Origin of the sequence: Kitasatospora albolonga, from assembly GCF_039535905.1 — a bacterium.
Lineage (GTDB): Bacteria > Actinomycetota > Actinomycetes > Streptomycetales > Streptomycetaceae > Kitasatospora > Kitasatospora albolonga.
Map to the genome: position 1 here is coordinate 60,963 of NZ_BAAAYB010000135.1, position 12,695 is coordinate 73,657.

Genomic DNA, 12,695 nt, shown 5'->3' on the forward strand with positions numbered 1-12,695 from the left:
GCCTCGGCGCGTTCGTCGACGAACACGCCGAGGCCCTCGAAGCCGACCTGCTCCGGCACTACGGCGTGGACCTCCTCGACTGGCACCGCGACCGGCTCTCCGCCCGCCGGCTCTCGGTGCTGATCAAGCACCTCCCGCGCGACAGTGCCCTCACCCGCGAACTCCACGGCGAAGCCGCCGACTGGTCCACCACCGACTACCTGCTGGCCAACGTGGTCGACCACCTCGCCGTCGCCAACTGGATGTTCGCCACCATCAACCGCGACGAGGAAGCCGACCCTCTCGACCCCCCGGAGCCGGTCGTCCGCCCGGGCCAGGAGGACGAGGACGGCAGCCCGGCGGACGAGGACTGGGACGAGGAGCCGCGGCCGGTACTCCCGAGCGCCGTCGAGCTCCGCTCGTTCTTCGGATAGGACCGGAGGAAATCCATGGCCAACGTACCCGGCTCCGACCTTGCGGATCACCTGCTCAAGGACAAGGTCAACGGCCTCGCCGACGAATGGACCGTCTACAAGGCCGATGCCAAGGTCCAGAAGCACATCCTGACCGGGCTCGCGAGCAGCATCACCTACATCAAGGGTGACCTCAACGGCCTGGCCGGCAGTCTCACCGCGATGAAGGCCGACGTCACCCTGCTCGCCTTCGGCCTCACGGCGATCAAGGCCGACTACACCTTCCTGAAGGTGGACGAGAAGGGGATCTACTGGCGCGGCCGTCCGCTGAAGCAGTGGGGGGCCGACAAGGACAAGCAGAGCGCGAAGAACACCGAGAAGGCGCAGGCGGCCCTCAAGGAGAAGAACGGCGAGATCGTGCGCCGCCTGCGGCTCATCGAGAACAAGCTCTCCGCCCACGGCACGACCAAGGAACAGCTGGACGCGGCACGGAGCAGGAAGAACGCCTCGTCCCGGGCTTACCGGACCTCGGGCAGCGATGACGACCTCAAGACCGCCCAGCGTGACATGAAGGAGTTCCAGCGTCTGCAGGACAAGGCGCAGCGCGAGTCCGACGACCTCAAGAGGCTGGTCAAGCAGGCGCAGAAGGACGAGGGCCGCCTCGGCAAGCTCGCCAAGGAGGCCGAGAAGGTCACCGAGATCACGGACAAGATCAACAAGGCGGAGAAGCGGGCGAAGGAGCAGAAGACCGCGGCGGACAAGTACTTCAGGGACATCGAAACCAGGGCCGGCCACCTGGAGCAGAAGCTCAGGAGCCTGGCCGCAGCCGTGGGCTGACCACGAACGGAGAAGTGATGAGTCTCAAGTCCTCCCTCATCGGGGCCACGGGAAGCCTGTCGAAGTTCGCCTCCTCGCTCGGAACGACGGCCTCCAGGGTCGACCGGCTCCGGAGCTCGGCGCGGGACGCCGACGGTGCCGTCGGCAAGTTGAAGAACTCCGCCGCCCAGGCCGAGAAGGCCGTGGGCGGCACCGGAAAGGCCGCCGGGACCACCGGCGGGATGTTCGGGAAGATGAAGACCGGCCTGGGGGCGGCGACCACCGGGTTCAAGGGCCTCAACACGGCGATGAAGGGCAACATCATCGGCCTGCTGCTGATGCTGCTCGCGCCGCTGATCGCCAAGATCGTCGACATGGCGATGCAGTCCAAGACCATGCAGAAGATCATGGACACCGCCTTCAAGGTGATCGGCAACGTCATCGACACGGTGATGAAGGCGATCGGCCCGGTCATGAAGCAGACCGGCGAGATCATCACCAAGGTCTGGGGCAGCATCCAGAGCGCCATCGCCACCGTCGTGGACTGGATCTGGACCGCGATCAAGTGGTACTTCAACGCCTACAAGACCGTGATCACCACCGTGCTGGACGTGGTCCTGAGCGTGGTGACGGGTGCGTGGAACGGCATCCGCGGCGCGATCTCCGGCGTGCTGGACTGGATCAAGAGCGCCACCACCGGGGCGTTCAACACCGTCAAGGACGCGCTCAGCAGCGCCTGGGGGGCGCTGTCGGGGATCGCGGAGTCCGCGTTCAACGGGGTGCTCGGGGCGGTGAAGACGCCGCTGAACGCGGTGATCGGGCTGGTCAACCGGGCGATCAACGCGATCAACGGGATCAAGATCGAGATTCCGGACTGGGTGCCGGGGATCGGCGGCAAGGGGTTCGGGGTCCACATCCCCACGATTCCGATGCTGGCCAACGGCGGCATCATCGCGCCCTCCGCCTCCGGCACGCTCGCGCTGATCGGCGAGGGCGGCCAGCACGAGGCGGTCATCCCGCTGGACCGGCTGGACAAGATGCTCAGCTCCGGCGGGGCCTCGGCGCCCGCGCTGCACCGCCTGGCCGCCGCCGTCGAGGCGATGGCGCTGCGGCCGGTCCTGGTCCAGGTCGACGCGCAGACCATCGCCCGCGCCGCGATGGACGGTCAGCGCCAGCTCGTGCGCCGGTAGCCGACCGGCAGCAGCCAGAACCCGACACCTGAAGAGAGGAGTTGTGCCGCATGCCGCACAACCTGTGGATCGGCCGGCCCGGAGCGCTCCGGGAGATCGACCAGGCCGCGAAGAGTTGGGACCGCAGCGCCGACCTGGGGGTGACCGAGTTCCGGGCGCTCGGCGGACGGGCGACGGTGGTCTACACCCCGAAGCCCGTCCGCCGCCTGAAGCTGAGCTGGGAGGGGCTGGACCGGGACACCGCCACCTACCTGGACCGGCTGGCCCGGCGGGCCGACGGACCGGGTCCGCTCGCGGTGATGGACCCGGCCTCGGTGAACCTGCTGGAGCCGGCCCAGGCGGCCGGACGGGACCGGACGGGCAGCACCGGACGGGCCTGGTTCGTCTCCGGCCAGCCCGGCGCGGTGGTCGAATCGACCACGGTCAAGGGGCAGTTCGGATTCCAGGCGCAGGCCGCGGAGAGCGCGGTGGCCTGGCGCAGCCCGTACTGGGCCGGCGGCCTGCCGGTGGTGCCGGGCTGGACGGTGTCGTTCCGCGTCCCGACCGCCTTCCCGTCCGACACGTGCGTGGCCCAGCTGGACTTCAAGTCCGTCGCCGGCACGTACCTGAACAGTGCGGTGGTGACGGGCCGTCAGGTCACCGCCGTGGTGCCGCCGGACGCCGCCTTCGTCACGGCGGTCGCCAAGCCGGGTGCGGTCGGCACCTACTCGCTGGCCAACGCCTGCTACACCATCGGCGGCGACTGGCCGGACGAGGGCCTGCCCGGCGACGGCTGCCCGCCCATGGCGATCACCGGCTACAGCGACGTGCCGACGGCACAGCTCCGCTACCGCAACGTCTCGATCGACCTGCTGGAGGTGGCCGGTGCAAACGGATGACCCCACCATGATCGACGCGCTCGCCGCCGGCGAGCGCGCCTACCGCAGCACCACCCGCCTCGGCGGCACCGACCTCAGCCCGCAGATCCAGGGCTGGAAGGTCGACCGCGCCTACAACACCGACCTGCCCTCCGCCATGCGGGCCTTCGCCGGCAGCTCGTCCGCCCAGCTGGACCTCCAGCTGGGCGGCAGCGCGGCCGGCAACGGCCCCGCGCTGTACTCGCCGTGGGCCCCCCGGGCCACCGCCGACACCGTCCGTCCGCGCCAGTCGGTGGTGCAGACCGTCGGCCTGGAGAGCACCGGCGCGGTGCCGGTGTTCCGCGGGACGGTGCGCAGCCGCTCCGCCGCCTCCGGCGGCGACTCGGTGCAGGTGACGGCGCTGGACGGGGCCGAGCGGCTGCGCGGCCCGGCCCATCTGCCCAAGCCCTACGCCGGGTTCCTCGGCAAGCAGCCGATCGCCAGCGCCACCTGGTGCGTGGACGAGCTGCTGCGCCAGGGCGGGGTGCACACCTGCCCGCCGCCGCGCTACCCGAACGTCTCCAACGACCAGCACACCGCGTTCTACGCCTCGCTGCACGGCGGACTCACCCCGACCTACGGCATCCCCTACCAGATCCCGGCGGCCACCGACTACGGCTGGTCCCGGACGGCGGCGCCGTACGAGATGGCCCTGGTCCCCAAGAAGACCAACCTGACGGTCAGTTGGATGCCGCGCAGCCGTACCAGGATCCCCGGCCGGACCGTCCTGGCCGAGGTCACCGTGAACAACATGGTCGGAGCCGGCGAGCGCGCCAAGGTGCAGATCGACCTCGCCACCGACGACGCGGGCTGGGGCTTCGGCCTGCTCCGCTTCGCGGTGGACTTCAACGCCGGTACGGTGACCGCCTGGTCGGGCCGTGAGGGCGGAGCCGGCCAGGGGTACAGCTGGTCCTTCCCCGCGCTCACCCAGCAGAAGGGCAACTGGCAGCTGGGCATGCTCTGGGACGGCATCTCCTCGCTGACCCAGCAGCGCTACGACTCCACCCTGCAGCGGTACGCCAAGGCGTTCCAGCTGATCCCGCACCTGATCGCCCCCGACGGCACCCAACTGGCCGGGCAGATGATGGAGTTGAACGCTCCGGACGCCATGCAGTGGGAGTCCGAGCTGTACCGGGTCGACCTGGTCACCGACGTGGCCGCCGAGTGCGTCCAGGTGACCGCCGGCGCGGGGACGGTCTTCACCTTCCAGCCCGCCGGCTTCAAGCAGGACTGGAAGAAGGGGGCCACCCTCGACGAGGTCACCCTGCCGCTCTACAGCGTCCCGACGGTCTCGGGGAGCCAGTGGGACGTCATCACCCAGATCGCCAAGGCGGCGCTCTCCACCGCCGAGTTCGACGAGACGGGGGTCTTCCGCTGGCGCAACCACACCCGGTTCCTCAGCGCGCCGACCAGGGCCCAGCGCACGCTGACCACCCTGCGGGACATCGCCGCCCTGACGGTCTCCGAGGAGATCGACGCCTGCCGCAACTACTGCGTCCAGCCCTACCAGGACTGGTCCAAGGTGGAGACCCAGAAGAGCGAGGTGATGCACGACGGGGCCCTGGTCCGCACCGTCCCGGGCAACGGCGTGCTGGAGATCGCCTACGAGAAGGCGGTCGAGGAGCCGGACATCTGGCCGCCGCTGGTCGACTGCGACCAGGTCGTCTCCGAGGACTCCGCCGTCCGCTTCTCGCTGGTCAACGCGGCCAACCAGAAGGCGCAGAAGGGCCGGGTGGAGACCTCCGTCCGCCGGGACGGCGGCACCCTCTACGTCCGCTTCCGCAACATGGCCGCCGAGCCGCTCTACACCGTCAACAAGGACGGCTCGGGCTCGGTGCGGCTGGTCATGCCGATGCCGAAGACCGAGCCGGTGAAGCGCACGGCGATCGTCCAGAACTCCGAGAGCCAGGCCCGCTACGGCTTCCAGGAGTTCACCGCGGAGGACACCGACTGGGTGCAGGACTACGACACCGCGATCTCGCTGGCCAAGGCGCTGGAGATGTCCGGCCGCTACCCCATCCCGGTGTTCGGCGGAGTCGAGGTGCTCTACGACCCGAGGCTCCAACTCGGCGACGTGGTACAGCTGGTGGACACCTCCGGTGCCTACCTCGACACCCTGGCCTGGGTCATCGGCATCTCCGTCGAGGCCGGCTCGGACGGCGCCATCCGGCAGACCCTCACCCTGCGCGGCACCTCCTGGCCGAGCGGCGAACTGGACGTCGGCCTCACGCCGGACCCGCCGGTCGACCCCGACGCCTGGACCAGGCAGCCGTTCAAGCAGGTGACCGAGCGGTACCCGTCCTACGCCCACATCACCCAGGCGGGCCGCAGCTACAAGGACCTCTGGACCCGCTGAGGGTCCGCCAACCCCCTTCCGAGGAGCCAGAGATGACCGACACCACCCCGCAGACCGCCGACACCGTCCGGCTCGACGCCGACCAGCTGCGCACGCTGGCCGCCGAGGTCGCCCGGCAGCTGGCCGACTGGCTGTCCACCCGCGCCCCCGGCCGGATCCCGGTCGACGACCCGCTGGCCGGCGCCGGGCAGCAGGTCAGCCTGCCGACCGGGGCCTCCGTCACGATCGAGTTCCCGCAGCCGCCGGCCGAGCCCGCCGAGCCCGCCGAGCCCGCCGGGCCCGCCGGGCCCGCCGCGTAGCCCGTCAACTCCCGTACGACGAACCAGAGGTGGACTCGTGACCAAGCAGACCCCGATGAACCAGCTCCCCTACCCGGAGCCCAGTGACATCGCCGACATCCCGCTGCACCTCCAGGCGCTGACCCAGGCCGCCGACTCCCGGATGGTGATGCGCTTCGACACCGCCACCGCCCGCGACACCGCCGTGGTCCAGCCGGTGGCCGGCATGATCGCCTGGATCAAGTCGCCCGGCTACTACACCGTCTACAACGGCACCGGCTGGGTGCAGGACCACACCCTCAACCCGCCGCGCCTGATCACCAGGCAGAGCGCGGACCAGTCGCTGCCCAACAACGCCATCCTCTACCTGACCTGGGCCGCCAGCCCGATCACCGACAGCCACGGCGGCGTCGACCCCGCCCAGCTCACCCGCTACACCCCCAAGGTCGCAGGGCACTACCTGGTCACCGCCCAGGTCGCGTTCAGCGTGAACACCTCCGGCGGCCGGGTGGTCAACCTGATCAAGAACGGCGACGCCAACCAGAACTTCGGCCAGGTCGCCCACGGTGCCGTCCCGGTGGCCGGCTACTTCACCACGCTCTGCGCCACCGGCATGACCTACTTCAACGGGACCACCGACTACTACGAGGTGCAGGTCGCGCAGAACTCCGGCGCCGCGCTCACCACGGTGAGCGTCGGCACCATCACCCGTGCCCTGCGCGTCTTCTGACCCATCACCACCACCGAGCCCTGCCCCGGCCGCACCCCGGCCGGGGCAGGGCTCTCCCCGTTTCCCGCCAGGAGGCACCCCATGACCGACTCCACCCGCCGCGCCCTGCGCACCACCCTGCAGACCCTGCTCGGCCTGCTCGCCGCCCTCCCCCTGCTGGCCGACAGCGGCACCCTGCCCGCCACCCTCCCCGGCCTCGCCGTCGCCGTCGGCGTCTCCACCGCCCTCACCCGGCTGATGGCCCTGCCGGGCGTCGAGGCACTGCTGCCCTCCTGGCTGCACCGCGCCCCCGACGGGGAGTCCACCGAGCAGGGCGAGTGAACCCCGGCTCCACGGGGATGGACTCGCTGGACACCCTCGTCGTCTGGTGCGGTGCGCTGGCCGCGGTCGCCGCCGCCACCGGCATGCTCTGGCGGCTCGGCCGGGTCGTCCGCCAGATCGCGCATAGGGTCGAGGGGTTCAGTGAAGACTGGCAGGGTACCGAACCCCGACCCGGCGTCCCCGGCCGAGAGGGCGTGATGGCCCGGCTCTGCGGCATCGAGGAACGACTCACCGCCGTCGAGCACGAGCTGCGCCCCAACAGCGGTTCGTCGATGCGCGACGCCATCGACCGCGTCGACCGCCGCACCCTGCGCATCGCACCCGATGCGGACAACTGAACTCACCATCAGGCAAGGGGGACTGACATGCAGTTCGTGCCGCGCGCCCAGTGGGGCGCAGCCCAGCCCAGGACCGACCTCCGCACCGTCGAGGCGACCCAGGGCGTCAAGATCCACTACGAGGGGACCGCCGTCCCCGCCGACCTCGCCGACGCCGCCCAGCACTCCCGCTGCGCCGCCCGGGTCCGCGCCATCCAGGCCAGCCACCTCGCCAACCACGCCGAGGGCTACGTCGACATCGCCTACTGCGTCGACGCCGAGACCGAGGCGCTCACCCCCGAGGGCTGGAAGCGCCACGAGGAGCTCAAGACCGGGGATCTCCTGCTCACCCTCAACCACGAGACCGGGCAGGCCGAATGGCAGCGGGCGGAGGGCATCCACGTCTTCCCGGCGAAGCCCCGCGAGCTGGTGCTGATGGAAGGGCGTTCGCACTCCTCGCTGACCACTCCCGAGCACCGGTGGCCGGTGGAGCACTACTTCCGCCGGACCGGCACCGCCAAGCTGAAGAATCCGGACGGGACCTGGGCCGATCTCGGGGGCCGGGCGCCGCGGTCGGTGCGCGGGTACGAGCGAACCTTCGCCACCTCCGCGACCCTGACGGACAAGCACCGCATCACCACGGCGGCCCCGGTGGCCAACCTGCCCGCGGAGGCCGTGCACAGCGACGAGTTCGTCGAACTCGTCGCCTGGTACTGGACCGAGGGCCACATCGCGCGCAGCCGGGGGAAGCTGCTGAACGGTGTGACGATCTATCAGTCGCACACCGCGAACCCGCACCTGGTGGACCGGATCGAGCAGGTGCTGCGAAAGCTCTACGGCCCGCCGGCGCCGACGCTCGACCGCAGGGGCGACACCGTGCCGCGCTGGCGGATGTACCGGAACGGGAACAAGACCGAGTTCCGGCTCAACACCGTGGCCGGCGGCGAGGTCCAGCGGGTGGCGGAGGCGCCGGACAAGGTGGTCCGGGCCGACTTCGTCACCAGCCTGACGCAGGACCAGTTGGCCCTGTTCGTCGAGGTCTCGGTACTTGCGGACGGCTGGGCACAGGGCCGGGGCGGGACGGTGACCCAGAAGGTGCGGGACCGCCTCGACGCGCTCCAGATCGCCTGCACCCTGCTCGGTTGGCCGGCTGTCGTCCGGCCGGCGCACTGGAAGGGCGAGGAGCGCTGGTCGCTGCACTTCAGCCGGTCGGAGCGGTCCAGCCGGTTCTACCCGGTGGCCGCGCACAACCGTGGCCACCGGTTCGCCATCAGCCGGGTCACGCACGACGGCCCGGTCTGGTGCCCGACCACGCCGAACAGCACGTGGTTGGCCCGCCGCAACGGCACCGTCTACTACACCGGCAACACCGCGGTGGTCTGCCCGCACGGCTCGGTCTTCGAGGGGCGCGGCGCTCACCACCAGACGGCGGCCAACGGCAACGGCGCGCTCAACCGCGGCCACTACGCGGTCTGCGCGATGCTCGGCGACTCCGGGCTGACGGAGCCGACCGAGGCGATGCTGAACGGTCTGCGCGACGCGATCGAGTGGCTGCGGCGCGACGGCGGCGCCGGGCCCGAGATCCGCGGTCACCGCGACGGCTACGCCACCAGCTGCCCCGGTGAACCGCTCTACGCCTGGGTCCGCCAGGGCGCCCCCCGCCCGTCGGGCAGGCCCGAGCAGCAGCCGCCCGCGCAGGAGCACCGGGACCAGCAGGAGCAGCAGCAGCCCCAGGGTCCGGCCTGGCCGGGGGAGTACCTGAGCCTGCGCTCGCCGATGCTGCACTCCGAGGCCGTCCGTGTCTGGCAGCAGCGGATGCGCGACCGCGGCTGGAGGATCGACGTGGACGGCTGGTACGGCCCGGCCTCCGCCGCCGTGGCCCGCGGCTTCCAGGCCGAGAAGGGGCTGCAGGCCGACGGGGTGGTCGGACCGGCCACCTGGTCGGCCGCCTGGAACGCGCCGGTCAGCTGACGTGCCGTCGGGAGGGGCCGGAACGTTACGTCCCGACCCCTCCCGCAAACACGTTCCACCGCCTACGCTCACGCCTCAACATCCACGTACCGGCCGGTAGCCGGGGGCAGCGAGGTCGGCGATGGCGGAGCAGCTGGTGGACGGGCGGCTGCGGCGGGCCCGGGCGGCGGTGGCGGGGAGTTTCCTGTTGCAGGGGACGACCTTCGCGCTGCTGGTCACCTGCATACCGGAGATCCAGGAGCGGTACGGGCTGAGCGACGCGCTGCTGCCGGTCTTCCTGGCGGCGGTGCCGGTGCTGGCCGGGGTGGGCTCGGTGGCCTCGGAGGCGGTGGTCGGGCGGACCAGTGCGAAGACGGTGCTGCGGCTGGTGCAGCCGGCCGTGTGCCTGAGCCTGGCGGCCGTCGGACTGGGGCACGAGCTGTGGCAACTGGCCATCGCGCTCGGCCTGTTCGGCCTGCTGGTCGGTGCGCTGGACGCCAGTATGAACATGCTCGGGGTCGGGCTGCAGCGCCGCTACGGCCGGAGCATCATGATCGGCTTCCACGCCGCGTTCAGTCTCGGCGGCATCCTCGGTGCGGTGATCGCCGGCCTCGGCGCGCACTACGACACCTCGCTCGCCGTCCTGTTCGGCGGCGCCGCCGCCGTGCTCGTCCCGCTCGCGCTGCTGACCGGCACCCGCTTCCCCGGCCGGGCCGAACTCGGCGACGCCGTACGGGAGGCGGCCGCGGCCGCCGCCTCCCGGATCCCCTGGCGCCCGCTGCTGCCGCTGTGCGCGGTGATGGCCTTCGCCTACATCGCGGACGCCTCGGTCTCCAACTACAGCGTCAAGTACCTGACCGACGTGCTCGGCAGTCCGGCCGACCTGGCCAAGCTCAGCTACCTCGGCTACATGGTGGCGATGCTGCTCGGCCGCACGCTGGGCGACCGCGCGGTGGAGCGCTGGGGCGCGGTCGCGGTGGTCCGGGCGGGAGCGGTGCTCTCCGCGCTGGGCTTCGCCCTGGCGGCCGCCGCACCGGGGCAGTGGGCCGGGATCGCCGCCTTCACCGTGCTGGGCTTCGGCATCTGCGCGATCATCCCGCAGGTCTTCGCGGCGGGGGGCAGGAGGTTCCCCGAGCACGCGGACGCCGCGGTGGCCCGGCTCAACCTGTTCAACTACGTGGGATTCCTCGTCGGTTCGCCCCTGGTCGGCGCGCTCGCCGGGGCGGGCTCGTTCCGCCTGGCGCTGCTCGCGCCGCTGGTCCTGGTGCTGGCGGTCGCCCCGATGAGCCGTTTCTTCACCGCGCCCGCCGCCGAGCCGGTGGCCCCGGAGGCCGCGCCCGCCCGATAACGTAAGGCCCATGAACGCACGGCCCGGGCCCGAGGACAGCTGCGGCCTCCACCTGTACTGGGACGAGGGCGTCACCGCCTACGACTTCGGCCCCGGCCACCCGATGGACCCGACCAGGCTGGCGCTCACCATGCGGCTGGTGGAGGCCCTCGGGCTGGACACCGCACCGGGGGTGACGGTCCGTTCGGCGCCGCCGGCCGGGGAGTCCACCCTGCGGCTGGTGCACACCGCCGAGTACCTGGACGCCGTCCGCCGGATCGCCGCCGAGCCGGACCGCAGCGACCCGGCGCACGGCCTGGGCACCGACGACAACTGGGCGTTCGCCGCCCAGCACACCGCCTCCGCGCTGATCGCCGGCCAGTCGGTGGCCGGGGCCGAGAGCGTCTGGCGCGGAGCGGCCCGGCACGCGGTCAACTTCGCCGGCGGCCTGCACCACGCGATGCCCGACCGGGCGGCGGGCTTCTGCGTCTACAACGACCCCGCGCTGGCGGTGGCCCGACTGCTGGAGCTCGGCGCCGAGCGGGTCGCCTACCTCGACGTGGACGTGCACCACGGCGACGGCGTCCAGCAGGCCTTCTGGGACGACCCCCGGGTGCTCACCGTCTCCCTGCACGAGAGCCCGGCCAGCCTCTTCCCGCAGACCGGCTGGTCCACCGAGACCGGCGGGCCGAACGCCCCCGGCACCGCCGCGAACCTGCCGCTCCCGGCCGGTACGGGCGACGCGGGCTGGCTGCGCGCCTTCCACGCCTTCGTGCCTGAGCTGCTGGGCGCCTTCCGCCCGCAGGTGATCGTCAGTCAGCACGGCGCGGACACCCACCTGGAGGACCCGCTGGCCCACCTCGCGGTCAGTCTGGACGCCCAGCGGCTGGTGGCCGGTGCGGTGCACGACCTGGCCCACCGGTACGCGGACGGCCGCTGGCTGGCCCTCGGCGGCGGCGGGTACGCGGTGGTCGACGTGGTCCCCGCCGCCTGGACCCACCTGGTCGCCACCGCCACCGGCCACCCCCTGGACCCGGCCACCGAGGTGCCGCCCGCCTGGCGCGAGCAGGCCCTGAAGCTCACCGGCCGGCCCGGCCCGGCCCGGATGACCGACGGCGCCCGCCTCGACTGGCGCGACTTCGACGACGGCTACGACCCCGGCGACCGCCTCGACCAGGCGGTCCTGGCCGCCCGCCGTGCCGTCTTCCCGCACCACGGACTGCTGCCGTGACGGGGCGGGAGGAGCTGGTCGCGCACCTGCTGCGGCACAGGCTGGCGGGCCCCGAGATCCCGACGAGCCGTCAGAACAACCTCCGCCACTACCGCCTGTTCGCCCAGGCCGACCCCAAGGCGCTGATGGGCCTGGGCCCGGAGCGGCGCTGGGACGAGGAGGCCGTGCTCGGGCTGATGGTGGCGAAGGTCGGCGTGCGGCCGGAGCCGGCCTACACCGAGGGCCCGGACGTCATCGACCCGGCCAGGACGGTGGCCGCGCTGGACCGGCTGGCCGCGCTGCTGGCGGCCACCGCCCGCCGCCGCGGCACGGTGCTGGCGGGCACCGGGCACCCGGCCAAGCTGACGGCCTTCCACACCGCGCTGGCCCGCGCGCTGGAGCGGGCCGGCTGCACCCTGCGCACGCCCGCGCTGGGCGCGCGCTTCCGCGAGCCCACCCCCTCCGGTACGCGGCACTGCCGCCTGGACGCCCTCGGCCCGGTCCTGGTGGTCCGCTCGGCGGAGAGCACGGCGGGGGGCGCGGCGGAGCTGCTGCACACCCACTCCCCGCTGCCGGTCCGGCTGGCCCTGACCGCGCTCGCCGAGGCCGGCGAACCCCTGCCCGACCTGGTGCTGGGCGACCACGGCTGGCTCTGCGGCGCCGGCCGGCTGGGCATCCCGGCGGGCGGGATCGCCGACTGCAACGACGTCGCGCCGTTCGCCGCCGAGGCCGAGGGCACCGTCGCGGTGGCCGTCCCGGTGGACGACGGAGCGCAGCCCGACTGCTACAGAGCGCTGAGTGACTACGTACTGCAACGGGCGGACCTCGCACCGTACTCGGAGTGAGTTCCTCCCCCTTCCCACTGGTACCACCCTTAACTACTCTGGGGATACACGTGTGTCGGTGGAGTCA

At 72.1% G+C, this 12,695-nt stretch carries 13 protein-coding genes; all 13 read left to right on the forward strand.

Going from position 1 to position 12,695, the window contains the following annotated elements; translation table 11 throughout:
- Positions 1-65 precede the first annotated feature (65 nt).
- The 13 genes from ABD946_RS32635 to ABD946_RS32695 all read left to right on the forward strand — a co-directional run bounded on the left by ABD946_RS32635 (position 66) and on the right by ABD946_RS32695 (position 12,628).
- A complete protein-coding gene (locus ABD946_RS32635) occupies positions 66-413 on the forward strand; it encodes a hypothetical protein (RefSeq protein ID WP_345289247.1) in 348 nt (115 codons plus the stop codon).
- Positions 414-428: 15 nt separating this feature from the next.
- A complete protein-coding gene (locus ABD946_RS32640) occupies positions 429-1,229 on the forward strand; it encodes a hypothetical protein (protein ID WP_345289248.1) in 801 nt (266 codons plus the stop codon).
- A 17-nt stretch (positions 1,230-1,246) separates the two neighbouring features.
- Positions 1,247-2,398 (forward strand): phage tail family protein, encoded by a 1,152-nt coding sequence (locus ABD946_RS32645; protein WP_345289249.1) that lies wholly within the window; start codon positions 1,247-1,249, stop codon positions 2,396-2,398.
- Positions 2,399-2,448: 50 nt separating this feature from the next.
- Positions 2,449-3,276 (forward strand): hypothetical protein, encoded by an 828-nt coding sequence (locus tag ABD946_RS32650; RefSeq protein WP_345289250.1) that lies wholly within the window; start codon positions 2,449-2,451, stop codon positions 3,274-3,276.
- Positions 3,277-3,283: 7 nt separating this feature from the next.
- The gene (locus ABD946_RS32655) at positions 3,284-5,650 is read left to right on the forward strand and encodes a hypothetical protein (protein WP_345289252.1); all 2,367 of its coding nucleotides are present in this window, start codon (positions 3,284-3,286) and stop codon (positions 5,648-5,650) included.
- Positions 5,651-5,682: 32 nt separating this feature from the next.
- Positions 5,683-5,949, forward strand: coding sequence for a hypothetical protein (locus ABD946_RS32660; RefSeq protein ID WP_345289253.1), 267 nt, complete (start codon positions 5,683-5,685; stop codon positions 5,947-5,949).
- 37 nt (positions 5,950-5,986) lie between these two features.
- On the forward strand, positions 5,987-6,658 hold the full coding sequence (locus tag ABD946_RS32665; protein WP_345289254.1) for a hypothetical protein: 672 nt from the start codon (positions 5,987-5,989) through the stop codon (positions 6,656-6,658).
- Positions 6,659-6,739: 81 nt separating this feature from the next.
- A complete protein-coding gene (locus ABD946_RS32670) occupies positions 6,740-6,979 on the forward strand; it encodes a hypothetical protein (protein WP_345289255.1) in 240 nt (79 codons plus the stop codon).
- Positions 6,976-7,317 (forward strand): hypothetical protein, encoded by a 342-nt coding sequence (locus ABD946_RS32675; RefSeq protein ID WP_345289256.1) that lies wholly within the window; start codon positions 6,976-6,978, stop codon positions 7,315-7,317. Before ABD946_RS32670 ends, ABD946_RS32675 begins: the two co-directional genes overlap by 4 nt.
- A gap of 27 nt (positions 7,318-7,344) precedes the next feature.
- A complete protein-coding gene (locus tag ABD946_RS32680) occupies positions 7,345-9,267 on the forward strand; it encodes a peptidoglycan-binding protein (protein WP_345289257.1) in 1,923 nt (640 codons plus the stop codon).
- Positions 9,268-9,388: 121 nt separating this feature from the next.
- Complete coding sequence (locus ABD946_RS32685) at positions 9,389-10,594, forward strand: MFS transporter (protein ID WP_345289258.1); 1,206 nt, start codon at positions 9,389-9,391, stop codon at positions 10,592-10,594.
- A 10-nt stretch (positions 10,595-10,604) separates the two neighbouring features.
- Entirely contained in the window at positions 10,605-11,804 is a 1,200-nt protein-coding gene (locus ABD946_RS32690) for an acetoin utilization protein AcuC (protein WP_345289259.1), read from the forward strand.
- Positions 11,801-12,628 carry a phosphatase gene (locus ABD946_RS32695; protein WP_345289260.1) on the forward strand — a complete coding sequence of 276 codons (828 nt, stop codon included), beginning with the start codon at positions 11,801-11,803 and terminating at the stop codon, positions 12,626-12,628. The genes ABD946_RS32690 and ABD946_RS32695 overlap by 4 nt, the downstream gene beginning before the upstream one ends.
- Positions 12,629-12,695: the final 67 nt, after the last annotated feature.